Annotated in this window: 23 protein-coding genes and 1 tRNA gene; 14 read left to right on the top strand and 10 right to left on the bottom strand. The window is 73.4% G+C overall.

The features are described 5' to 3' along the window. The first annotated feature begins 90 nt into the window (after positions 1 to 90). Together ACN9MM_RS25570 and ACN9MM_RS25575 are read left to right on the top strand one after the other, a co-directional pair. Positions 91 to 2,223 carry a hypothetical protein gene (locus tag ACN9MM_RS25570; protein WP_426365954.1) on the top strand — a complete coding sequence of 711 codons (2,133 nt, stop codon included), beginning with the start codon at positions 91 to 93 and terminating at the stop codon, positions 2,221 to 2,223. A gap of 131 nt (positions 2,224 to 2,354) precedes the next feature. Next, positions 2,355 to 2,429 (top strand) — tRNA-Leu (locus ACN9MM_RS25575). Between the two features lie 56 nt (positions 2,430 to 2,485). Here the strand turns inward: ACN9MM_RS25575 and ACN9MM_RS25580 are convergent. Further along, positions 2,486 to 3,343, bottom strand: a complete 858-nt coding sequence (locus ACN9MM_RS25580; RefSeq protein WP_383673363.1) for a tetratricopeptide repeat protein — start codon at positions 3,341 to 3,343, stop codon at positions 2,486 to 2,488. Continuing rightward, complete coding sequence (locus tag ACN9MM_RS25585; RefSeq protein WP_426365955.1) at positions 3,328 to 4,329, bottom strand: GNAT family N-acetyltransferase; 1,002 nt, start codon at positions 4,327 to 4,329, stop codon at positions 3,328 to 3,330. Before ACN9MM_RS25585 ends, ACN9MM_RS25580 begins: the two co-directional genes overlap by 16 nt. 112 nt (positions 4,330 to 4,441) lie before the next feature. Here ACN9MM_RS25585 and fdxA point away from each other — a divergent pair, with 112 nt between their 5' ends. Both fdxA and ACN9MM_RS25595 read left to right on the top strand, forming a co-directional pair. Continuing rightward, positions 4,442 to 4,762 carry a ferredoxin gene (gene fdxA, locus ACN9MM_RS25590; protein ID WP_015035968.1) on the top strand — a complete coding sequence of 107 codons (321 nt, stop codon included), beginning with the start codon at positions 4,442 to 4,444 and terminating at the stop codon, positions 4,760 to 4,762. Positions 4,763 to 4,844: 82 nt separating this feature from the next. Beyond that, entirely contained in the window at positions 4,845 to 5,942 is a 1,098-nt protein-coding gene (locus tag ACN9MM_RS25595) for a bifunctional succinyldiaminopimelate transaminase/glutamate-prephenate aminotransferase (RefSeq protein WP_426365956.1), read from the top strand. Positions 5,943 to 6,010: 68 nt separating this feature from the next. Here the strand turns inward: ACN9MM_RS25595 and ACN9MM_RS25600 are convergent, their stop codons facing one another. Together ACN9MM_RS25600 and ACN9MM_RS25605 are read right to left on the bottom strand one after the other, a co-directional pair. Then, positions 6,011 to 6,472, bottom strand: a complete 462-nt coding sequence (locus tag ACN9MM_RS25600) for an ATP-binding protein (protein ID WP_426365957.1) — start codon at positions 6,470 to 6,472, stop codon at positions 6,011 to 6,013. Between the two features lie 346 nt (positions 6,473 to 6,818). After that, positions 6,819 to 7,766: a hypothetical protein gene (locus ACN9MM_RS25605; protein ID WP_426365959.1), complete on the bottom strand. Its 948-nt coding sequence runs from the start codon at positions 7,764 to 7,766 to the stop codon at positions 6,819 to 6,821. A 29-nt stretch (positions 7,767 to 7,795) separates the two neighbouring features. Between ACN9MM_RS25605 and dapE the strand changes: the two genes are divergently transcribed. Both dapE and ACN9MM_RS25615 read left to right on the top strand, forming a co-directional pair. After that, a complete protein-coding gene (gene dapE / locus ACN9MM_RS25610) occupies positions 7,796 to 8,890 on the top strand; it encodes a succinyl-diaminopimelate desuccinylase (protein ID WP_426365960.1) in 1,095 nt (364 codons plus the stop codon). A gap of 84 nt (positions 8,891 to 8,974) precedes the next feature. After that, positions 8,975 to 9,724 carry a TIGR00730 family Rossman fold protein gene (locus ACN9MM_RS25615; protein WP_382870848.1) on the top strand — a complete coding sequence of 250 codons (750 nt, stop codon included), beginning with the start codon at positions 8,975 to 8,977 and terminating at the stop codon, positions 9,722 to 9,724. Positions 9,725 to 9,777: 53 nt separating this feature from the next. On the opposite strand, the gene folP is transcribed toward ACN9MM_RS25615, so the two are convergent. Continuing rightward, a complete protein-coding gene (gene folP / locus ACN9MM_RS25620) occupies positions 9,778 to 10,638 on the bottom strand; it encodes a dihydropteroate synthase (protein ID WP_426365961.1) in 861 nt (286 codons plus the stop codon). A gap of 103 nt (positions 10,639 to 10,741) precedes the next feature. Between folP and ACN9MM_RS25625 the strand changes: the two genes are divergently transcribed. Next, entirely contained in the window at positions 10,742 to 11,074 is a 333-nt protein-coding gene (locus ACN9MM_RS25625) for a hypothetical protein (RefSeq protein ID WP_426365962.1), read from the top strand. Next, positions 11,071 to 11,655, top strand: a complete 585-nt coding sequence (locus tag ACN9MM_RS25630) for a DNA-3-methyladenine glycosylase I (protein WP_426365963.1) — start codon at positions 11,071 to 11,073, stop codon at positions 11,653 to 11,655. Before ACN9MM_RS25625 ends, ACN9MM_RS25630 begins: the two co-directional genes overlap by 4 nt. A 29-nt stretch (positions 11,656 to 11,684) precedes the next feature. Here the strand turns inward: ACN9MM_RS25630 and ACN9MM_RS25635 are convergent, their stop codons facing one another. The 3 genes from ACN9MM_RS25635 to ACN9MM_RS25645 all read right to left on the bottom strand — a co-directional run bounded on the left by ACN9MM_RS25635 (position 11,685) and on the right by ACN9MM_RS25645 (position 15,072). Continuing rightward, complete coding sequence (locus ACN9MM_RS25635; RefSeq protein WP_426365964.1) at positions 11,685 to 12,899, bottom strand: FG-GAP-like repeat-containing protein; 1,215 nt, start codon at positions 12,897 to 12,899, stop codon at positions 11,685 to 11,687. A 43-nt stretch (positions 12,900 to 12,942) separates the two neighbouring features. Further along, positions 12,943 to 14,184: an FG-GAP-like repeat-containing protein gene (locus tag ACN9MM_RS25640; protein WP_426365966.1), complete on the bottom strand. Its 1,242-nt coding sequence runs from the start codon at positions 14,182 to 14,184 to the stop codon at positions 12,943 to 12,945. An 84-nt stretch (positions 14,185 to 14,268) separates the two neighbouring features. Further along, the gene (locus tag ACN9MM_RS25645) at positions 14,269 to 15,072 is read right to left on the bottom strand and encodes an enoyl-CoA hydratase/isomerase family protein (protein ID WP_382870839.1); all 804 of its coding nucleotides are present in this window, start codon (positions 15,070 to 15,072) and stop codon (positions 14,269 to 14,271) included. 312 nt (positions 15,073 to 15,384) lie between these two features. Between ACN9MM_RS25645 and ACN9MM_RS25650 the strand changes: the two genes are divergently transcribed. Beyond that, positions 15,385 to 15,552 (top strand): DUF3117 domain-containing protein, encoded by a 168-nt coding sequence (locus ACN9MM_RS25650; protein WP_009997451.1) that lies wholly within the window; start codon positions 15,385 to 15,387, stop codon positions 15,550 to 15,552. Between the two features lie 141 nt (positions 15,553 to 15,693). On the opposite strand, the gene ACN9MM_RS25655 is transcribed toward ACN9MM_RS25650, so the two are convergent. Then, a complete protein-coding gene (locus ACN9MM_RS25655) occupies positions 15,694 to 16,359 on the bottom strand; it encodes an O-methyltransferase (RefSeq protein ID WP_426365968.1) in 666 nt (221 codons plus the stop codon). Positions 16,360 to 16,501: 142 nt separating this feature from the next. Here ACN9MM_RS25655 and sigE point away from each other — a divergent pair, with 142 nt between their 5' ends. From sigE to ACN9MM_RS25680, 5 genes are all read left to right on the top strand, one after another. Continuing rightward, complete coding sequence (gene sigE, locus ACN9MM_RS25660) at positions 16,502 to 17,260, top strand: RNA polymerase sigma factor SigE (protein ID WP_079044462.1); 759 nt, start codon at positions 16,502 to 16,504, stop codon at positions 17,258 to 17,260. Beyond that, positions 17,239 to 18,198, top strand: coding sequence for an anti-sigma factor family protein (locus ACN9MM_RS25665; RefSeq protein WP_426365970.1), 960 nt, complete (start codon positions 17,239 to 17,241; stop codon positions 18,196 to 18,198). Before sigE ends, ACN9MM_RS25665 begins: the two co-directional genes overlap by 22 nt. 84 nt (positions 18,199 to 18,282) lie before the next feature. Continuing rightward, on the top strand, positions 18,283 to 20,136 hold the full coding sequence (locus tag ACN9MM_RS25670; RefSeq protein ID WP_426365971.1) for a trypsin-like peptidase domain-containing protein: 1,854 nt from the start codon (positions 18,283 to 18,285) through the stop codon (positions 20,134 to 20,136). A gap of 91 nt (positions 20,137 to 20,227) precedes the next feature. Further along, a complete protein-coding gene (locus ACN9MM_RS25675) occupies positions 20,228 to 20,683 on the top strand; it encodes a sec-independent translocase (protein WP_426365972.1) in 456 nt (151 codons plus the stop codon). Between the two features lie 74 nt (positions 20,684 to 20,757). Next, the gene (locus ACN9MM_RS25680) at positions 20,758 to 21,363 is read left to right on the top strand and encodes a hypothetical protein (protein WP_426365973.1); all 606 of its coding nucleotides are present in this window, start codon (positions 20,758 to 20,760) and stop codon (positions 21,361 to 21,363) included. A gap of 65 nt (positions 21,364 to 21,428) precedes the next feature. Here ACN9MM_RS25680 and ACN9MM_RS25685 read toward each other — a convergent pair whose 3' ends face one another. Next, positions 21,429 to 22,562, bottom strand: coding sequence for an Mrp/NBP35 family ATP-binding protein (locus tag ACN9MM_RS25685; protein WP_189800038.1), 1,134 nt, complete (start codon positions 22,560 to 22,562; stop codon positions 21,429 to 21,431). Positions 22,563 to 22,585 lie beyond the last annotated feature (23 nt).

The raw sequence follows: 22,585 nt of genomic DNA on the forward strand, positions 1-22,585 counted from the left end.
GTTCAGTATGGTGGTGCGCGCCGCCGAACCGCCCGGGTCAACACGAGCATCAGCAAGAGCGGGCGGTGGAGCCAACCGGGAGATCCTGCTTTGAGTCGTGAAACTGGTCGAGAGACTGACAGTTCGTCCTCCGGCGCCCAGGGGCGCGGTGGAGCCGCATACCCCTCGGGTACCCCGCCGTACGGATCCCGCCAGTATCCGTCGCTCCACCCCACGCAGGACGTGCCGGAGGAGACCGCCGGCGCGTCCGCGCCGCCGGAGGAGCCCAAGACCGAGACGACGCTGACGACCCGGATCCGGATCAACATCCCGGGTTCGCGTCCGATTCCGCCCGTCGTGGTCCGCAAGACGGTCAACGAGGCGCCCGCGCCGGACCCCGAGCCCGAGCCCGCCCCCGTCGTGGAGCCGGAGCCCGAGCCGGTGGCCGTGGCCCCGGAGCCGCCGCGGGCGGCCGAGGAGGCCCCGCAGGCGCCGAAGGCGAAGGAGACCAGCGACTGGTTCGCCCCCCGCAAGGCGGCGGCCCCTGGCCCGGCCCCCACGCCCGCGATCGCGCCCGCGCCGGCCGCCCGGCCCGCACTGCCCGGACCGGACGCCCCGGGCACGGGCTTCGCGGGCTCGGCGACCTCGGGCGTTCCGACGGTCGGCACGACTCCGTCGAGCCGCCCGGTCACCGCCTCCGCCCCGACGCCCGGCAACCCGCTGTACGAGAGCGGCACGCCGGCGGGTGGCACCCCGATGTACGACGGGACGCCGGCGGGCGGCACCCCGATGTACGACGGGACGCCCTCGGGGGGCACCCCGATGTACGACGGGACGCCCGCCGCCGGTACCCCGATGTACACCGGCACCCCGGCCTCCGGCACGCCCGCGTACCGCGGTCCCGGCGGGCCCGGTGCCCAGGGCGTCCCGGGAGGCCCCGCGGCGCCGAACGGACCCACCACCGGCCCGGTGACCGGCACCGCCTCCCTCGGCGGCGCCACCACCGCGCCCGGCCCCTTCGGGGGCGGCCGGGGCGCGGGCTCCCCGTTCGCGGCCGGCGGTGGCGCCGGCGCGCCCCGCATGTCCGACGACACCGCGATCCTGACGCCGCAGCAGCCCGCCCCGGCGGCCGCCAACGGCGCGCACGTCTCCGGGGACACGCTCACCAGCGGCATCCCCGTGGTCCCGCCTTCGGCGGCCCGCCCGAACCTGACCCCGCGCATCGAGGAGCGGACGGCCCCGGCCCCCGCTCCGGCGCCGCGGCCGGCCCCCGCGGCCGACCGCGCTCCGGCGAAGAAGGGCCGCTCCAAGCTGGTCCTGGTCGCGGTGGGCGTCCTCGGCCTCGCGGGCGTCGCGTACGGCGCCGGGCTGCTCCTCAACCACTCCGACGTCCCCAAGGGCACCACGGTGCTAGGCGTGGACATCGGCGGCGGCACGAAGGAGGAGGCCGTCAACAAGCTGGACGCGGCGCTCGGCAAGCGGGCCACCGCCCCGCTCCAGCTCGACGTCGGCGGCAAGAAGGTCCAGCTGGCCCCGGACAGGGCGGGCCTGGCGCTCGACAGCCAGGAGACCGTCCGTGCGGCGGCCGGCAGCGACTACAACCCGGTGTCGGTCATCGGCTCGCTGTTCGGCGGCGAGCGGGTCGCCAAGCCGGTCTTCCCGGTCGACGAGGAGAAGCTCGCCGTCGCCCTGACCGACCTGGCCGGCAGCTCCGCGTCGGCGACCGAGGGCACGATCCTCTTCGCGCCGAACAAGGTGACCCCGGTCGAGGGCAAGCCCGGCAACGGTCTGGACGTCCAGCGCTCGATGATCTCGGTCCGGGACGCGTTCCGGGCCCAGGTCGAGACGGGCCAGGGCAAGGTGGTCGAGCTGCCGGTCACCACCCTCCGGCCGTCGGTCACCAAGGCCGAGCTGGACCGGGCGATGAAGGAGTTCGCGAAGCCCGCGATGTCCGGTCTGATCAGGATCCAGGCGGGCGGCAGGCACATCGACTTCGGTCCGGCGCGCTCGCTGCCGCAGATCCTCTCCATGAAGGCCGTCGACGGCCGGCTGGTCGAGGTCTACGACAAGAAGGCGATCGAGCGGCTCCTGGACGGCGCGTTCGACGGCGTCATGGTCACCAAGGGCGACGGCAGCAAGCACCAGGTCTCCGCCGACGACGTGGCCTTCGTGATGCGCGACGCCCTGCGGGGCAAGACCCTCGCGGAACGCACGAAGACGATCGACCTCACGGGCCAGGGCTGACACCCCCGCCCCGGCCACCGAGCCCCCGCCCCCACCAGGGGACGGGGGCTCGCGTGCGTCCCGGCCCGTTCCCGGGACCTGGAAAAGGAGTCGTCAGGGTGAGGCGGCGGGCCTTAGGGTTCCGGGCAAGGGCGGGGTCGTAGCACAGAGGTAGTGCGCCGCGACAGCATCTCGGAGGACGCCGGTTCGAATCCGGTCGCCCCGCCCCCTTCTCTCCTTCCGGCCCTCGGCGGGCGCCGTCAGCGCCGCCCGGCCGCGCGATCTAGTTGAGCAGCGCCCTCGCCGCCTGGGCGCGGCGGCGGATCGCCGTTGCCGACTCCGGGTCCACCGCGTCCATCACCTGCGCGTACGCCTCCATCTCCACCGCGCCCGTGAGGAACGCACCGCGCTGGACCAGCAGCTCCGCACGCTCGTAGCGGAGCCTCGCCGGGTGGGAGGGGAGCAGCAGGGCCAGTTCCACCGCCCACAGGGCCACGTCGGAGCGCTCGGGGCGGGGGGCCGCCCAGGCGCGGATGTTGTTGAGGATCCGGAGGGCGATCGCGCCCGGTTCGGCCGGCCGGAGCATCGAGCGGTCGAGCGCCTCGCCCGTCGCGCTCGCCACCAGGAGCTCGGCGTCCGTGCCCGTCATCGCCCGCCCGCCCGCGAACGGGTCGGCGAGGTTCAGGTCGGCCGGGTCGCCGAAGCCGACGACGAAGTGGCCGGGCAGACCGAGCCCGTACACGGGGGCGCCGGCCCGGCGGGCGACCTCCATCCAGACGACGGAGAGCAGGATGGGCAGGCCCCGGCGGCGCCGGAGCACCTCGTGGAGCAGCGAGGACTCCAGGCGCTGGTAGTCGGCGGGCACGCCCTCGAAGCCCTCGTGGCGGCCGAGGAGCGCGGCGAGTTCGGCGGCCCAGTCCCCGGTGATCCGGGTCGCGTACGGGACGAGCCCGGCGAGGCGGTCGAGTTCGATCTCGGCCTCGTCGAGGTCGTGCCGGGTGACGGCGGGGTCGGCCACCGCGCCGATCAGCAGGCAGAGCCGGGCGAGGTCGGGCCGCTCGGCCCTGGCCTCCTCGGCGAACTCCCGCCGCCAGTCGTCCGCGTCCGGTGGTGGTACGTCCTCGCTCACGCCTCCGCCCATCGGTAGTGGTGGTAGTGGTGGTGCGGCGCGAAGCCCATCCCGTCGTACAGCGCCCGCGCGCCGTCGTTGTCCGCCTCCACCTGGAGCCAGGCCGCCGACGCGCCCTCGTCGAGCGCCCGCCGGGCGAGCGCGGTCATGACGGCCGTCGCCAGGCCCCGGCGCCGCTGCCCGGGGTCGACCTCGACCGCCAGGAAGCCGGCCCAGCGCCCGTCGACCACACAGCGGCCGATCGCGGCCGGTACCTCTCCCGTGCCCGCGACGGACGCGAACCACACACTCGGACCGGACGCGAGGACGGAGCGGACGGCCGGGCTCGCCTCCTCGAAGCGCTGGTAGCGGCGCAGCCAGGCCTCGTCGACGGCCCGGGAGAGGCGTACGGCGGAGACGTCGGCGTCCAGGTCGCCGATCGGGGCGAGCGCCGCGATCCGCACCTCGGCGGACACCTCGCGCCGCCAGCCGTGCCGGTCGAGGGTGGCGCAGAGCAGCTCCTGGGTGCCTTCGGCGCCGGTGGAGGTCTGGACGTACGCGGGCAGCTTCCGGGCCGCGTACCACGCGCGCACGTGCGTCAGGGCGTCGGCGACGGGCATCCCCGGATCGCCGAGCGGGAGGACGGAGTTGGCGCGGCGGGTGAATCCGTCGGAGGCCCGCAGGGTCCACTCGCCGAGGGCCTCGCTCTCGACCGGCTGCCACGCGCGCGCGGTGGCGCGGGCGAGCTCCGGGAAGGTGGCCGAGGGGCCCCGGCGGCGGGCCGGGGCGGCCGGGACGACCTTCCCCGCGGCCAGCGCGGATTCCGCGATCCGGACGCTCTCACCGCTCTTTCGTGTGATCAGCAGCACACCGTTATCCCACGATGTGAGAACCCCGACCGCGTCGGTGAACCTGCCGCCCGCTTCCGCCGAGTCCGTCACGTACCGAACGGAGACACGTTTTCCCACGTCAGCGCTGGTAATTCGGACCTCAAGGCGTCCTCCGCCGGTGATTTCCACAGCTTCTCCGCCCCTCCTGTTCGGATCGCCCCCAAGAACGGAGATACTAGGTGCGGGCATCGACGACGCCGCGCTCCCGCGCAGACCAGCCCTATCGAGGAGGAACGACAGCGTGACCTACGTCATCGCGCAGCCTTGTGTCGACGTCAAGGACAAGGCGTGCATCGAGGAGTGCCCCGTCGACTGCATCTACGAGGGCAAGCGGTCCTTGTACATCCACCCGGACGAATGCGTCGACTGCGGGGCCTGTGAGCCGGTCTGCCCGGTCGAGGCGATCTTCTACGAGGACGACACCCCGGAGGAGTGGAAGGACTACTACAAGGCGAACGTCGAGTTCTTCGACGAGCTCGGTTCGCCCGGTGGTGCCTCCAAGCTCGGCGAGATCGAGCGCGACCACCCCTTCATCGCCGCCCTGCCGCCGCAGAACGGCTGATCGTCCGCCCTCGGTCCCGTACGGCCTCGCCGCTGTACGGGACCGAAGCGTTTTCCGTACGTACGAGGAAGTGAGCCAACCCGTGAGCGCAGTCTCTTCGCGCCTTCCCGTCTTCCCCTGGGACAAGCTGGAGCCGTACAAGAAGACGGCCGTGGCGCATCCGGACGGAATCGTGGACCTGTCCGTCGGCACGCCCGTGGACCCGGTCCCCGCGCTGATCCAGGAGGCCCTGGTCGCGGCGGCGGACTCGCCGGGCTATCCCACGGTGTGGGGGACGAGGGAGCTGCGGGACGCGCTCACCGGCTGGTGCGAGCGGCGTCTGGGCGCGGTCGGCTTCGTCCACGAGAACGTGCTGCCGGTGGTCGGTTCCAAGGAGCTGGTGGCCTGGCTGCCGACGCAGCTGGGGCTGGGCGCCGGTGACGTGGTCGCCTACCCGCGGCTCGCGTACCCGACGTACGAGGTCGGCGCGCGGCTCTGCGGCGCGACGCCCGTCGTCTACGACGACCCGGTCGCGGACCTCGACCCCGCCGCGGTGAAGCTGCTCTGGCTCAACTCCCCGTCCAACCCGACCGGGAAGGTCCTCGCGAAGGACGAGCTGACCCGGATCGTGGCCTGGGCGCGCGAGCACGGCGTTCTCGTCTTCTCCGACGAGTGCTACCTGGAGCTGGGCTGGGAGGCCGACCCGGTCTCGGTCCTGCACCCGGACGTCTGCGGCGGGTCGTACGAGGGGATCGTCGCGGTCCACTCGCTCTCGAAGCGCTCCAACCTCGCCGGCTACCGGGCCGCGTTCGCCGCGGGCGACGCGGCCGTCCTGGGCGAGCTGCTCCAGATCCGCAAGCACGGCGGCATGATGACGGCGGCCCCGGTGCAGGCGGCGACGGTCGCGGCGCTCGGCGACGACGCGCACGTGGCGGAGCAGCGCGAGCGGTACGCGGCCCGGCGGGCGGCGCTGCGGGCGGCCCTGGAGGCGCACGGCTTCCGGATCGAGCACAGCGAGGCCAGCCTGTACCTGTGGGCGACGCGGGACGAGCCGTGCTGGGAGACCGTGGCGTACCTGGCGGAGAAGGGCATCCTGGTGGCGCCCGGCGACTTCTACGGCGAGGCCGGGGAGCGGTTCGTGCGGGTGGCGTTCACGGCGACGGACGAGCGGGTCGAGGCCGCGGTCAAGCGCCTGGGCTGACCCGGCGCGCAGACGCCGGAGGGCCCGGGGAGCACGCGCTCCCCGGGCCCTCCGGCGTTCCCGTGGGGTCAGCCGCCGATCGGCAGGCCGCCCAGGGTCTGGCCGGTCGGCAGGCCGCCCAGGCCACCGCCCAGGGCGCCGCCGGTGGGGGCCTCGGTGCTCTCGGCGGCGGCGCCGGCGGTCTGGCCGACGACCTCACCCGTGCTGCCGGCCGTCTTGCCGACGACCTCCTGCGCGGCGGGGGTGGCGGTCTTGCCGGCCGTGCCGACGGTCTTGCCGGCGGCCGGGACGGCCGTGCCGACGGCCTTGCCGCCGGTCTCGCCGATCACACCGGTCGCGGTCTGCGAGGCGCCGTCGAGGGCGCTTCCCGCGCCGGCGGCGTCCAGGGCGGTCACGCCGCCGAGCGCGCCGGTCGGTGCGAGGCCGTGGTCCAGGGCGCTCGCGGAGCCGGCCGCACCGACCACGGGGGCTGCTCCGGCCGCGACGATGAGGGCGGCACGGGCGATCCGGCGGGTCAGGGAGAGGGACATGGTGCTCCTTCGGCGAAGAGGACGATTACGCGGTGACAACCGGCCCTGGGGCGGGGGAGGTTGCGGCGGCCGAAGGTAAAGAATTGGCAATGCGTCGTATTGTCGGGTGGGGAGGAAAATGGACGAACGTGTCATTGCGTGAAGCTCTGGCGAACCGTCACTTCCCTTGTGTCGCAAGGGAATTGAGGGGGAGGAGTGGCGTACGGAAAAGACGGCTCGAAGAGCGCTCGATTTTCCTCCGCCGCGCGCCGGGCGCATGCCACGACCGGGTGAAGGACCGCACGGATGCTCGGCCCGCGACGACTGCTGGGCAGGCCGGGCGGGGACGGAATCGGGGCCGCGACGGCTACCGGGCGAGCCGCACGCGGACGGAGTCGGGGCCCGCGGCGCTCGCGCCCGAGGCCTTCGACCAGCCCCCGTCGGCCTCGCCCGCGCGCCACACCCGGTCACCGAACGCGACCTCCGTGACCCGCAGCGCGTCCGCCCGCGCCACCGCCCACTGCGCCAGCTCCCAGCCGCGCCGCTCGTCCGAACCGGCCCCCGGCGCGCTCCCCGCGCCCGTCGCCGTCCGGACCGGCACCACGAGCACCGGCGGCTCCGACACCGAACGCCCCGCGCTCGGACCACCCGTCACCACCTTCGGCGCCGCCTTCTCTCCGAAGGCCCGCACCAGCTCCCGGCGCACCTGCTCCGGGTCGCCCGGCCGGCCCTCCGTCACGCTCGCCGTACAGGTCAGCGCCGCCGGCGACCGGCCCGTCAGCGCGGCCGAGAGCAGCGTGGCGTCCGGCTCGTGCTTCGCGTACGCCTGCGGGAAACCGCTCCGCTGCACCTTCTGCGCCGCCACCGTCAGCGGCATCCGCGAGTACCCCGGGACCTTCTCCAGGCCCTCGTAGAACTTCCCCGCCGAGTACACCGGGTCCAGGATCTGCGCCGGCGTCCCCCAGCCCTGCGAGGGCCGCTGCTGGAAGAGCCCCAGCGAGTCCCGGTCGCCGTGCTCGATGTTCCGCAGGGCCGACTCCTGCAGCGCGGTCGCCAGCGCGATCGTCACCGCCCGCTCGGGCAGCCCCCGGGTCGTGCCCACCGCCGCGATCATCGCCGCGTTGGACGCCTGCTCCGGAGTGAACTCGTAGCGGTTGTCCCCGCTGCCCACACTGCAGCGGGGCGTGCCCGTGCTGCCCGTCATCTGGTGGAACGCCACGTACGAGGCGAGGCCGAGGAGCGCGGCGAAGGCGGCCGCGGAACGGGCGAGGCGGCCCCGACGGCGGGGGCGGGTGGGCTCGGACACGGGGCCCACCGTACTGGAGGCCGCGTTAGGGTCGGCACATGGCAGACATCACCCCGCTCGACGGCCCCCTCGACCTCTCCCTGGACGGGGGCGCGCTCACCGCCGCCCTCGTCGACTTCCCCTCCGTCAGCGGGACCGAGCAGCCGCTCGCCGACGCGATCGAGCGGGCCCTTCGCCTCCTGCCGCACCTGACCGTCGACCGGTACGGGAACAACGTCGTCGCCCGGACGAACCTCGGCCGCGGCGAGCGCGTCGTCCTCGCGGGCCACATCGACACCGTGCCGATCGCCGACAACGTGCCCTCGCGCCTCGACGAGGACGGCATCCTGTGGGGCTGCGGCACCTCCGACATGAAGTCCGGGGTCGCCGTCCAGCTGCGCATCGCCGCCACCGTCCCCGAGCCCAACCGCGACCTCACCTTCGTCTTCTACGACAACGAGGAGGTCGCCGCCGACCTCAACGGCCTCGGGAAGATCGCCGCCGCGCACCCCGACTGGCTCGAAGGAGACTTCGCCGTCCTCCTGGAGCCCTCCGACGCCCAGGTCGAGGGCGGCTGCCAGGGCACCCTGCGCGTCATCCTGCACACCGCCGGCGAGCGCGCCCACTCCGCACGCTCCTGGATGGGCTCCAACGCCATCCACACCGCCGCCCCCATCCTCGCCCGCCTCGCCTCCTACGAGCCGCGCAAGCCGGTCATCGACGGCCTCCAGTACCACGAGGGCCTCAACGCCGTACGGATCGAGGGCGGCGTCGCCACCAACGTCATCCCCGACGCCTGCGCCGTCACCGTGAACTACCGGTACGCCCCCGACCGCTCCCCGGCCGAGGCCCTCGCCTACGTCCGCGCCTTCTTCGACGGCTGCGACATCGCCGAGTTCGTCGTCGACGACGAGAGCCCCGGCGCCCTCCCCGGCCTCTCCCACCCCGCGGCCGAGGCCTTCATGAAGGCCGTCGGCGGCAGCGCCCAGCCCAAGTTCGGCTGGACCGACGTCGCCCGCTTCAGCGCCCTCGGGGTGCCCGCCGTCAACTACGGCCCCGGCGACCCGATCTACGCGCACAAGCGCGACGAGCACGTCCCCGTCGAGCGGATCCACCACTGCGAGGCACGGCTCCGCGACTGGCTGACCGCCTGACTTCCGTAATTTCGCGTTTCGTCACCTCTGTGGTCCTACGCTGACCGGACCAGAAGATCGTTGGATCGACGGAGGGAGCAGGCCATGGGTATCCCTGAAGGGGAGACGAAGCCGGAGGAGCAGCGACTCGGGCCGGTGCTCAGGCGCAGGGACCAGGTCCAGCCGGGCACCACGGACCAGCGGCTGCTCGACACCGAGGGCGACTCGGAATGGGTGCACACCGACCCCTGGCGGGTCATGCGCATCCAGTCCGAGTTCGTCGAGGGCTTCGGCGCCCTCGCCGAACTGCCGAGCGCGATCAGCGTCTTCGGCTCGGCCCGCACGAAGCCGGACTCGCCGGAGTACGAGGCGGGCGTACGGATCGGCAAGGCGCTCGTCGAGGCCGGGTTCGCCGTCATCACCGGCGGCGGCCCCGGTGCCATGGAAGCGGCCAACAAGGGGGCCAGGGAGGCCAAGGGCGTCTCGGTCGGCCTCGGCATCGAGCTCCCCTTCGAGCAGGGGCTGAACCCGCACGTCGACATCGGCGTGAACTTCCGCTACTTCTTCGTCCGCAAGACGATGTTCGTGAAGTACGCGCAGGGCTTCGTCGTCCTGCCCGGCGGCCTCGGCACCCTCGACGAGCTCTTCGAGGCGCTCACCCTGGTCCAGACCCGCAAGGTCACCCGCTTCCCGATCGTGCTCTTCGGCACCCAGTACTGGAAGGGCCTGGTCGACTGGCTGCGCGACTCGGTCGTCGCCGGCGGCAAGGCGTCGGAGCGCGACCTCCTGCTCTTCCACGTCACGGACGACGTGGAGGAGGCCGTGGCCCTGGTGACCAAGGAGACCGGCAAGTAGGCCCGTCCCCACCCCGACGGGGGCGCCGGATCCCGGCGCCCCCCAGCCGTCCCCTACGCCAGCCCGCGCCGGGCCACGGCCGGCGCCCGGTGCCCGGCGATGGACGCCACCATGTCCAGGACCTGACGGGTCTCGGCGACCTCGTGCACCCGGTACACCCGGGCGCCCAGCCACGCCGAGACGGCGGTCGTCGCCAGGGTCCCGAGGACCCGCTCCTTCACCGGCCGGTCGAGGGTCTCGCCCACGAAGTCCTTGTTGGACAGCGACACCAGCACCGGCCACCCCGTCTCCGTCATCTCGCCGAGCCGGCGCGTCGCCTCCAGGCTGTGCCGGGTGTTCTTCCCGAAGTCGTGACCGGGGTCGATCATGATCGCGTCCCGCCGCACGCCGAGCGAGGCCGCGCGCTCCGCGAGCCCCACGGTGACCCGCAGGATGTCGGCCATCACGTCCTCGTACTCCACCCGGTGCGGCCGCGTCCGCGGCTCCGCGCCGCCCGCGTGCGTGCAGACGAGCCCCGCGCCGTACTTCGCGGCGACCTCCGCGAGCCGCGGGTCGACCCCGCCCCAGGCGTCGTTCAGGACGTCCGCCCCGGCCTCGCAGACCGCCTCGCCGACGTCCGCCCGCCAGGTGTCGACGCTGATCACCACGTCGGGATGGCGCCTGCGGACCTCGGCGACGAAACCGACCGTGCGCCGCGCCTCCTCCTCGGCCGTCACCTCCTCGCCGGGGCCCGCCTTCACCCCGCCGATGTCGATGATCGCCGCACCCTCCGCCACGGCCTGCTCGACCCGGGCGAGCGCGGGCTCGTCGCGGAAGGTCGCGCCCTGGTCGTAGAAGGAGTCGGGCGTCCGGTTCACGATCGCCATGATCACCGGCTCGTGCGGCCCGAATTCACGCCGTCCCAAGCGCAGCATCCCTTTTGTCCTCCCTCGCGTCCGTTCGCCTGCGACCCTAACCGTCGGTGGCGCATGGCACGATCGGCACGGGACGTTTTCCACTCCGGGAAGAGGCGCGCAGGTGTTCTGGTTTCTGCTCATCACGATGGTGGTGGTCGTGGCCGCGGTGACCCTCGCCGTGGTCGGCGGCGGCGACAGCGAGGTACTGCCCGAGGTGGCGCCCGAGCAGCTCGTCGACCCCCTGCCCACTGCCCGCCCGGTGGACCGGGCCGACGTCGAGGCGCTCCGCCTCCCCGTCACCGCCCGCGGCTACCGGATGGCCGACGTGGACGACGTCCTCGTCCGCCTCGGCGCCGAACTCGCCGAGCGCGACGCGCGGATCGCCGAGCTGGAGGAGGCGCTCGCGGGCGCGGCCCCCGCCGGTGACGGCGGCACGGAGGGCGGCGAGAAGTGACGGGCGAGGCGATCCCCGGGCCCGACGGGCGGCTGCGCTGCCCCTGGGGCCTGTCGGCCGAGGACTACGTCACCTACCACGACGAGGAATGGGGGCGGCCGGTCCACGGCGACGACGCCCTGTTCGAGCGGCTCTGCCTGGAGGCCTTCCAGTCGGGCCTGTCGTGGATCACGATCCTGCGCCGCCGCGAGGGCTTCCGCCGCGCCTTCGCCGGCTTCGAGATCGCCTCCGTCGCCGCCTTCGGCGAGGAGGACCGCGAGCGGCTCCTCGCCGACGAGGGCATCATCCGCAACCGCGCCAAGGTCGACGCGACCCTGGCCAACGCGAAGCTGCTCGCCGACTGGGCCCCGGGCGAGCTCGACGAGCTGATCTGGTCCCACGCCCCCGACCCGGAGACCCGCCCCACCCCGCGCACGCTCGCCGAGGTCCCGGCGGTCACGGACGAGTCGACGGCCCTCTCCAAGGCCCTCAAGAAGCGCGGCCTCCGCTTCATCGGCCCCACCACGGCCTACGCCCTGATGCAGGCCTGCGGCCTGGTCGACGACCACCTGGCGGGCTGCGTGGCCCGGGGCGAGCGGTAGGACCGCCCCGGGCCACGCGGCCGTCGGGATCAGAAGACGTGGACGCGCGGGGCCTCGTCCCAGTAGCCGAAGCTCTCGGGGCCGCCGATCCCGCCCCGTCCGTCGCCGGGGTGCAGGTACAGGCCGCCGTCGATGGTCCGCAGGATGTCGGACTTCCCGTCCCCGTTGATGTCGCCCGTGGCCATGAGGCTCTCGCCGGACGGCCAGGCGTACGGCAGCTTCTTCCGGGCCGCGAAGGCGCCCTGCCCGTTGCCGGGGTAGAGCCACAGGCCCCGGGAGCCGTCCCGGGCGAGCAGGTCGGCCTTGCCGTCTCCGGTCATGTCGCCGGGCGCGGCGAGCCGGGTCATGGCGTTCCAGCCGCCGCCGACCTTCTTGCGGGCGCCGAACCAGCCGTGGCCGTTGCCGGGGTACGTCCAGAGGACCCCCGCGGTGTCACGGGCGACCAGGTCGCGGCGGCCGTCGCCGGTGATGTCACCGACCGCCTTGAGCTCCTTCATGCCGTTCCAGCCGCCGCCGATCTTGAGGCGGGGCTTGAACCAGCCCCGGCCGTTGCCGGGGTAGAGCCAGAGGACGCCGGACCGGTCGCGGGCGAAGACGTCCTCGTTGCGGTCGCCGTCGTAGTCGCCGTGCCGGACGATCTGCGTCATCGAGTTCCAGCCCGCGCCGATGAGCGCCCCGGTTCCGTTGAACGTGGAGTCCCGCACGCCGGACAGGAACCAGAGGCGCCCGTCGTCCGCGCGCTCCACCAGGTCGGCGACGCGGTCGTTGTTCAGGTCGCCGAACTGGGCCACGGCCGGAAGGCCGGTGGGGCGCTTCGTGTCGCTGGACGTCCAGTTCAGCCACGGGTCCGACCCGCCGGCCTCCCGTTCGGTGGTGGCGATGCGGATGGAGCTGATCCTGTTGTCGAGGCCGCTCCCCAGGCTGATGCCGCCCCTGTGCGGTTCGAGGATGGTGTAGTCCTCGGCCTGGTACTGGGGCGACGTGTCGAGGTACACCCACATGCCGCTGTTGTTGACGAACGACGAGATCCGGTTGTCCCAGGTGCCCAGGGTGGGCTGACTCGTCGAGATGATCTTCATCTCGCCTTCGTAGTACTGGTACTGGAAGACGCAGAACCTGCCCGCGGGGCAGCGGGACTCGTCGGCGGCGGTCGCCGCCGGTGCGGCGGCGACGAGCGAGCCGAGCGCGGCCGCCGCCGTGGACGCGGCCACGAGGGCGCGCCGGGACCATGCGGTCTTGGCCATGAAGTGGACTCCTGTCTGTCGGATGCGGGGTCCCTGGAGGGGATCAGAAGACGAAGTGCGAGCCGCGGGCCTCGCCGAAGGGCTTCGGCGCCCGGAGGTGGCCGTCCGCCGCCCCGGACCCCGGGTAGAGGCGCCGCGTCGGCGCGTAGCCGTCGGGGTCCATGGGGAGGCGCGCGATCAGATCCGCCGTGCCGTCGCCCGTGACGTCACCGAGGCCCACCAGTTCACGGAGCCCGTTCCAGCCGCCGGCGCCGATGAGCCTGCGCGGCGTGAACCAGCCGCGGCCGTTGCCCGGGTAGAGCCACAGCTTGCCCGCGGCGTCGCGGGCGACCAGGTCGGCCTTCCCGTCGGAGTTCATGTCTCCGGCGCCGACGAGCTCGTTGACGGACTTCCAGCCGCCGCCGACCTTCTTGCGGGCGCCGAAGCGGCCCTGGCCGTCGCCCGGGTACGTCCAGAGGACACCGGCACCGTCGGTGGCGAGCAGGTCGCCCTTGCCGTCGCCGGTCAGGTCCCCGGCCGCCGCCAGGTCGCGCACGGAGTTCCAGCCGCCGCCGACCCTGAGGCGGGGCTTGAACCAGCCCTTGCCGTTGCCGGGGTAGAACCACAGGACGCCGCCCCCGTCGCGGGCGAAGACGTCCTCGTGACCGTCCCGGTCGTAGTCACCGTGACGGGTCAGCTCGGTCATGGCGCCCCAGCCGCCGCCGACGAGCGCGGCCGCGGTCGCCTCGCGCTCGTCGTTGTGGGACGTCCACAGCCGTCCGAACCCGTCGCGGGTGAACAGGTCGGCGTACAGGTCGCCGTCGATGTCGCCGAAGGCGCCGCTCGGCGGGACGGCGGCGGGCCGCGGGTTCGGCCCGTAGAGGATCGCGTACCGGTTCTCGGAGCCGCAGTAGTAGCCGGCCCCGGGACCGAGCTCCACCGAGCTGATGGTCCTGTCCAGCTCGGGGTACGGGCTCTCGTCGAAGGACACGCTGCCCCGGCCGACGGCCGTGGCCCGGTCCGGCGCCAACCCCGGTTCGGGGTGGAAGCAGACGGACTCGTCGGAGAAGTTGGCGAGGGAACGGATGCGGTTGTCCCAGGCGCCGAGCGTGATCGCGCTCTTGCGCAGCACCAGCATCTCGCCCTGACCGAGCGGTGCGCTGAAGGCGCAGATCTGGTTCAGCCCACAGCGGGCGTAGCCCGATTCCGCCCGTGCCGGCGACGACAGCGCGGTGGCGGACAGGCCCAGGGCCACACCCGTCGTGAGCGCGCCGCGCAGCAGGCGTGCGGAAGGAGAAGGACGCACGGAACCCCCCAGGTATGTGCGTACGAATGGTGAGCGGATCCTATGGGTCCGCCCGCCCTTCGTACGACCGGGTTCCGCCGGGCGTCAGCGGCCCAGGTACTTCGGCTTCTCCTTCGCGATGAAGGCGCGGACCGCGATCGTGTGGTCCTCGGAGGCGCCCGCCAGCGTCTGGAGCTCCTCCTCCTTGTCGAGGGCCTCGGTGAGGGAGTGGTCGGCGCCGTGGGCGAGGGACTCCTTCAGGGCCGCGTACGCCACCGTCGGGCCCGCCGCGAGGGTGCGGGCCACCTTCTCCGCCTCGGCGGCCAGGTCGGCGGCCGGGACCAGGCGGTTCACGATCCCGAGCTCGTACGCCTCCTGGGCGCCGATCGAGCGCGGGAAGAGCAGCAGGTCGGAGGCGCGGCTCGCGCCGATCAGCCGGGGCAGCGTCCACGACACGCCGGAGTCGGCGGTGAGCGCCACCCCCGCGAACGAGGTGTTGAACGAGGCCGTGTCGGCGACCACCCGGTAGTCCGCGGCGAGCGCGAAGCCGAAGCCGGCCCCGGCGGCGACGCCGTTCACCCCGGCGACGACCGGCTTGCGCATGCCGGTGAGCGCGCGGACGATCGGGTTGTAGTGGTCCCGGACCGTGTTCATGGTCTCGCGCGTGCCGGACTCCTGGTCCGCCGTGAGCAGCCCGACGTGCTCCTTCAGGTCCTGGCCCACGCAGAACGCCCGGTCACCGGCCGCCGTCAGCAGCACCGCCCGTACGGCGGGGTCGGCCGCGGCCGTTTCCGCGGCGTCCCGGAGGGCGACCTTCGCCGCCACGTTCATCGCGTTCATGGCCTCGGGCCGGTTGATCGTGATGGTGGCGAGCCCGTCGCTCACCTCGTACAGCACCGTGTCGGCCATCGGGTTCCCTTCGCCTCTTCGCGTGGTTGACCAGCCCAGCATGGCGGAGATCACCCGTGCCGCCCATGTGAGCTGCGTCAAAGATTGGAGGCGGTCCGTCCGACTTCGAGCGGCGAAGTATCGCAGGCCGATCCCCGAAATGTGGGGTTTTGCGGGAGCGCGTTGCGGAAGCGATGCCGATCGATGTTGGTCATCGGGTCCTGCCATGCGGGATAATGACCTGGAAGCAATGTGTTCGAAGCCGGTGACGCGTGCTCCGTTTCAAGGAGCTGCCCGGCTGACAATGAGCTGGTTTCAGGAAGGGGAACAAGCATGGCGGCCATGAAGCCGCGGACGGGTGACGGCCCGCTCGAGGTGACCAAGGAGGGGCGGGGCATCGTCATGCGCGTTCCGCTCGAAGGCGGCGGTCGGCTTGTCGTCGAGCTGACCCCGGACGAGGCCGAGGCACTGGGCGACGCCCTCAAGAAGGTCGTCGGCTGACCCTCTTCTCCACGAGTTCCAGCGCTGCCCCGGTACGGTCCGCCGTCCCGGGGCAGCGGTGTCTCCGGGGGCGGGACGGGGCGGGGCGGCGCGTGCGCCCGGCGGCGGTGCGCCCGGCGCCGGTCGGCCCGGGCGGCGCGATCAGCCCCGGCGTACCGCGCAGAGCAGCCCGTCGCCCACCGGCAGCAGGGACGGGACGAGCTCCTGGCTCTCCCGCACCGCGCGCAGCAGCTCGCGGATCCGCTGGACCTCCGCCGGCTGGGCCGCCGAATCGACCGTGCGGCCGTCCGCGAAGACCCCCTCGAAGCAGACGAGACCCCCCGGTCGCAGCAGGCGCAACGATTCAGCGAGGTAGTCCAGGTACTCGAGCCGGTCGCCGTCGCAGAACACGAGGTCGTACCCGCCGTCCGCGAGCCGGGGCAGCACGTCGAGGGCCCGGCCGGGGATGAAACGCGCCCGGTTGCCCGCGAAGCCCGCCGCACGGAACGCCGTCTTGGCGAACTGCTGCCGCTCCGGCTGGAGGTCCACGGTCGTCAGGACGCCGTCCGGCCGCATCCCGAGCAGCAGATAGATGCCCGACACGCCCGTGCCGGTGCCGATCTCCGCCACCGCCTTGGCGTCCGCCGTAGCGGCGAGCAGGCGCAGCGCCCCACCGGTGCCCGGGGACACCGAGGGCAGCCCTGCCTCCCGGGCCCGCTCACGGGCCCAGCGCAGAGCTTCGTCCTCGGCGACGAAGGCGTCGGCGAACGACCAGCTCGTCTGCCGGTTGGCGGTAATGGCCCTCTCCTGTCCCCGTAGTTGACGCAACGGTGACTGTATCCGCTGTCAGTGGGAACCCGCAGATGGGACCGGGCGTTCACCAGGGGAAGGACGCGACAGGAGGCAGCCGGGCGAGCCGGTTCCAAATTCGCGTAAAGATTCTTATCCGGAGCTAACGGGCGAGGTGGCTATGGTAGGGGCTCCACTGGACACCACCAGAGCCGACAGGGGAGGTGCGGCTGCGCCTGTGGATCGGGGAGGAGTGCTTCGGCGTCTTCTCAGGTCGGCGGGTGAGCCGAAATCCGTGACCGACACAGCTGACCGTTTCCGCTCCACCGACTCCGCTCCCACCACCGCGACCTTCGCATCGGATGCGGAATCGCAGGCGTGGACCCCTCCCACCTGGGAGGAGATCGTCAGCACGCACAGTGGCCGGGTCTACCGCCTCGCCTACCGCCTGACGGGCAACCAGCACGACGCCGAGGACCTGACCCAGGAGGTCTTCGTCCGCGTCTTCCGCTCGCTGTCGACGTACACCCCGGGCACCTTCGAGGGCTGGCTCCACCGCATCACCACCAACCTGTTCCTCGACATGGTCCGCCGCAAGCAGCGCATCCGCTTCGACGCGCTCGCCGACGACGCGGCCGAGCGGCTCCCCAGCCGCGAGCCCTCGCCGCAGCAGGTCTTCAACGACACGCACTTCGACGCCGACGTGCAGCAGGCCCTCGACACCCTCGCGCCCGAGTTCCGCGCGGCGGTCGTCCTCTGCGACATCGAGGGCCTCTCGTACGAGGAGATCGCCGCGACCCTCGGCGTGAAGCTCGGCACCGTCCGCAGCCGCATCCACCGCGGCCGCTCCCACCTGCGCAAGGCCCTCAAGCACCGCTCGCCCGAGGCCCGGGCGGAGCGTGCCCTCGCCTCCGTCGGATGGGAGGCAGGGACAGCGTGAGCGGCACCCGTCCCACGTCGCCGACCCCCGCGGAACACCACCTCGGGGACCGGCTGGCCGCGCTCGTCGACGGCGAACTCGGCCACGACGCCCGCGAGCGGGTCCTCGCGCACCTCGCGACCTGCGCCCGCTGCAAGGCCGAGGCCGACGCCCAGCGCACGGTGAAGAGCGTCTTCGCCTCCGCGGCTCCGCCACCGCCCTCCGAGGGCTTCCTCGCCCGGCTCCAGGGCCTCCCCGGGGGACCCGGTGAGCCGGGCGGACCCGGCGGAGGACCGCGCGGCCCCCTGGAAGGCCTCCTCGGCGCGGGCGGAGTGAAGTCCGACGGCTTCGCCACCGCCGCCGTCGTCACCCCGCACCCCGGCACCCCCGGCACGGGCTTCCGCATCCACGAGGTCGGCTACCGCCCCTCCGGGCACTCCGGTCGCGGGCGGCGCTTCGCCGTCGCGGCGGCCGGCGCCGTCTCGTTCGCGGCGATCGCCCTCGGCGGCACCCTGCCCCTCGAAGCCTCGGTGACCGCGAGCGCTCGCGGCGGCCCGGGCACCGGCACCGCCGTCACCCCGCTGCGCGCCACCGCTTCCGGCGGCGGCGCGGGTACGAGCACGGGGACGGGGCGCGGCACACGCTCCGGCGAGCGGTCGGGCGCCCAGTCCGTCGCCGCCGCCGAGCCGCTCGCCGCGATGACCCCGGCCGGCGTCCCGCAGGGGCCGGTCGCGGCCACGGACCAGGGCACGGTGCCGTCGGGCGCGGTCCCGCCGGACGCGGTGCGCTCGGCGGCCGCCCCGCTGGTCGCCGTACACCTGCGGAACACGGCCCCGCAGTCGCTCCTCGCGCTCTCGCCGTTCATACGTCCGACGGGTCCGGCCCTCCAGCTGGCCTTCGCCCCCGGGCCCAGCCCCGTGGCGAGCCCGTCGACCGGACCGCTCGGCTCCCACCGCTGACCGGCGCCCCCACGACCTGGTTGAATCCAGGGACAGGGGCGCCCGACCCAGGGGCGCGGACGGGTCAGCGGTTGCGGGGAGAGCATGAACAACGGGAAGCCGAACTGGTGGAGCCGGCCTTCGAGCGCACCGGAGGCGGCGCGGATACCCACGCCGCCGCCCGCCGACGAGGGCGACGGTGACTTCCCCCTGCCCGCGCCCCACCCCGGACCGGGCCAGACCCCGGAGCCTCAGGCGACCGACCCGACGGCGACGGCTGAGCCGCCGGTGACGGAGCCCGGTCCGACCGAGCCCGGTCCGGTGACCGAGCAAGGTCCCGTGGCCGAGCCCGGTCCGGTGACCGAGCCCGGTCCGGTGGCCGAGGTTCCGGCGGCCGAGCCGCTCGGGGCCGCGCCCGTGCCCGCGCCCGCCGTCGGGCCGGTCGTGCCCGAGCCCGCGCCCGTGCCGGCCGTCGAGCTGACGAAGTCCGTGCCCGCGCCGGAGGCCGTGGCGGCTCCCGTGCCGGCCGGGGCGCCCGCCCCGCAGGCGCAGCAGCCGCTGCACGCGCCCGACGAGTACCGCACGCCGCCCTACGGCGAGCCGGGCCCGTGGGCGCCCGCACCGCCCGTACAGCGCCCGCCCGCCTCCGTACCGCCGCAGGCGCACCACCAGCCGCCCCAGCCCCCGCAGGCCCAGCCTCCGCAGGCCCAGCCTCCGCAGGCCCAGCCTCCGCAGGCGCAGCCCCCGCAGGCCCAGCCGCAGGGCGGGGCCGCGCCCTGGGTGCAGTACGACCCCTGGGGCGCCCCCGGGACCGGCGTCCCGCCGGTGCCCGCGAAGAAGTCCCGCAAGGGGCTCGCGATCGCGGGCGCGCTCGTCTTCGCCCTGATCACCGGCGTCATCGGCGGCGGGATCGGCGCGTACGTCGAGCGGAACGGCGGGCTCACCACCGTCGAGCTGCCGCAGGCCGAGGCCGGGGACACCGACCGCGCCCCCGACAGCGTCGCCGGGATCGCCGCCAGCGCGCTGCCCGGCGTCGTCACCCTGCACGTCACGGGCAACGGATCCTCCGGCACCGGCACCGGCTTCGTGCTCGACACCAAGGGCCACATCCTCACCAACAACCACGTCGTCGACGGCGCCGCGTCCTCCGAGGACATCTCGGTGACGTTCTCCAGCGGAGAGACGGCCCGCGCCAAGCTCATCGGCAAGGACACCGGCTACGACCTGGCCGTCGTCCAGGTCACCGGCGTCTCCGGCCTCACCGCGCTGCCGCTCGGCAACTCCGACGATGTCCGCGTCGGCGACCCCGTCGTCGCCATCGGCGCGCCCTTCGACCTCTCCAACACCGTCACCTCCGGGATCATCAGCGCCAAGGAGCGCCCGATCACCGCCGGCGGAGAGAAGGGCGACGGCACCGACGTCAGCTACGTCGACGCCCTCCAGACCGACGCCCCCATCAACCCCGGCAACTCCGGCGGCCCGCTGCTCGACTCCAAGGCCCGGGTCATCGGCATCAACAGCGCGATCCGCGCCGCCGGCGGCGGCTCCGGCGACGGCGAGGGCGGCAGCGCGAGCCAGCCCGGCTCGATCGGCCTCGGCTTCGCCATACCGATCAACCAGGGCAAGCGCGTCGCCGAGGAGCTCATCAACACCGGCAAGGCCACCCACCCCGTCATCGGTGTGAGCCTCGACATGCAGTTCAACGGCGACGGCGCCCGCGTCGGCGAGAAGGGCAAGGACGGCTCCGCCTCCGTCACCGCCGGAGGCCCGGCGGCCAAGGCGGGGCTCCGGCCCGGGGACGTCATCACCAAGGTCGACGGCCAGCGCGTGCACAACGGCGAGGAGCTCATCGTGAAGATCCGCGCCCACCGCCCCGGCGACAAGCTGGAACTCACCCTGACCCGGAACGGCAAAGAGCTGACAAAGACGTTGACGCTCGGGTCCTCCCAGGGCACCTGAGCGCCATGTGGCGGACGCCGGGAGGTACCCGTGCGGCAGTTTCGGCGGGTACCGTGGACCGGGCCCTGGACCGGCGTGAAGGAGCTACTAGGTGTTCAGCGACATAGGCGCACTCGAGCTGGTGACGCTCGTGGTCCTCGCCGTGCTCGTCTTCGGGCCGGAGAAGCTCCCGAAGGTGATCCAGGACGTCTCCCGGTTCGTCCGCAAGATCCGTGAGTTCTCCGACAGCGCGAAGCAGGACATCCGCAGCGAGCTGGGACCGGAGTTCAAGGACTTCGAGTTCGAGGACCTCAACCCCAAGACGTTCCTCCGCAAGCAGCTGGAGGGCAACGAGGACCTCAGGGAGCTCAAGGAGCTGCGCGGGACCTTCGACCTCAAGAAGGAGATGAACGACGTCGCCGACGCCGTTCACGGCCGGGAGACCGCGCCCGCACCCGCGTCCGCCCCGGCCGCGGTCAACGGCTCCCCGGACCTGCTGAAGAAGCAGGACAAGCGGGACGATCCGGGCGCTCCCGAGCGTCCTCCGTACGACTCCGACGCCACCTGACGACGCCCTGTCACCGACCCGCTCCTCCCCGGTGGCTATCCTCCCTCTGTTGACGCAACGAGGAGGCGGCCGAGATGAAGACGACGAGTCGGGTGGAAGCCGATGGCTTTCTGCGCGCACCCTTCGCCTGGTACGGGCTCGACGAGGCGTTCACCGGTCCTCGCCGGCTGATGCAGATCGGCACGGCGGCGGACGGCACCGTGCAGCACGGTGCGATGGGCCACGGTGACGAGCCGTCGATAAGGTCCGAGGCCGGCGGCGCGGAGAAGGAGCGCTTCGCCGTCGTCGTGACGGTCGCCGCGAACCCCGTGCGCCGCACCGGGGACGGCACCGGCGTCCTCGACGCCACGACGGTCTCCTCCGCCGCCTGGCTGGCCGGCTCCGGGCTCCTCGCCCACACCTGGCCCGCCTCGCTCGACCACGCGCTGCGGGATCACTGGCTGGACCAGCAGACGGAGACGGCCTTCGAGCTCGCCGACGACCTCGACGGGCCGGCCTGGTCGGCCCTGTCGCTGCCGGTGGACGGCGCCCCGGTGCCGTTCCACTACCGGGAGTCCGAGTTCGGATGGGTCCTCGCGGGCTCCGCCGGGGACGTGCACATCGGGGCGTACGGGCGGGGGATGAGCGCGTACGGGCTCGGGTTCTCGCAGGTGAAGGACCTCGGCGCGTACGGCGGCTAGAGACCGCGTACGGAAACGCGAAGGGCGCCCCCCTCGGGGGCGCCCTTCGCCGTGCGGTGTGCCGCTCAGAACTTGTTGCGCGGCGTGATGCCCAGGCTCATGCCCGACAGGCCCCGCTGGCGGCCGCCGAGCTTGCCGGCGATCGCGCGGAGGGCCGCGCCCGCCGGGGAGTCCGGGTCGGAGAGGACGACCGGCCTGCCGTCGTCGCCGCCCTCGCGGAGCCGCACGTCGATCGGGATCGAGCCGAGGACCGGGACCGTCGCGCCCGTGGTCTGCGTCAGACCGTCCGCGACCTTCTGGCCGCCGCCCGTGCCGAAGACGTCGACCATCTCGTCGCAGTGCGGGCACGGCAGGCCCGCCATGTTCTCGACGACGCCGACGATCTTCTGGTGGGTCTGGACGGCGATCGAGCCGGCCCGCTCGGCGACCTCCGCCGCCGCCTGCTGCGGGGTGGTGACGACCAGGATCTCCGCGTTCGGGACGAGCTGCGCGACCGAGATCGCGATGTCGCCGGTGCCCGGGGGCAGGTCGAGCAGGAGGACGTCCAGGTCGCCCCAGTACACGTCCGCGAGGAACTGCTGGAGCGCGCGGTGCAGCATCGGGCCGCGCCACACCACCGGCGCGTTGCCCGGGGTGAACATGCCGATGGAGATGACCTTCACGCCGTTCGCCGACGGCGGCATGATCATGTTCTCGACCTGGGTCGGACGGCCGTCCACGCCCAGCATCCGCGGCACGCTGTGGCCGTAGATGTCGGCGTCGACGACACCGACCTTCAGGCCGTCGGCGGCCATCGCCGCGGCCAGGTTCACGGTCACGGAGGACTTGCCGACACCGCCCTTGCCGGAGGCCACCGCGTACACCCGGGTCAGCGACCCCGGCTTCGCGAAGGGAACCTCGCGCTCGGCGCTCGTGCCGCGCAGTGCCGCCGCCAGCTCCTTGCGCTGCTCGTCGCTCATCACGTCCAGCGAGACGTCGACGCCGGTGACGCCCTCGACGCCGGAGACCGCCTCGGTCACCCGCTGGGTGATGGTCTCGCGCATCGGGCAGCCGGAGACGGTCAGGTAGACCGTGACGGCGACCTTGCCGTCCGGTTCGATCTCCACCGACTTGACCATGCCGAGCTCAGTGATCGGCTTGTTGATCTCAGGGTCGTTCACCGTCGCCAGTGCTTCGAGCACCGCGTCTTCCGTAGCCATACCGACGATGGTACGGCGCGGAC

The sequence above is a fragment of the Streptomyces sp. E-08 genome, assembly GCF_049913095.1.
Classification (GTDB): Bacteria; Actinomycetota; Actinomycetes; order Streptomycetales; family Streptomycetaceae; genus Streptomyces.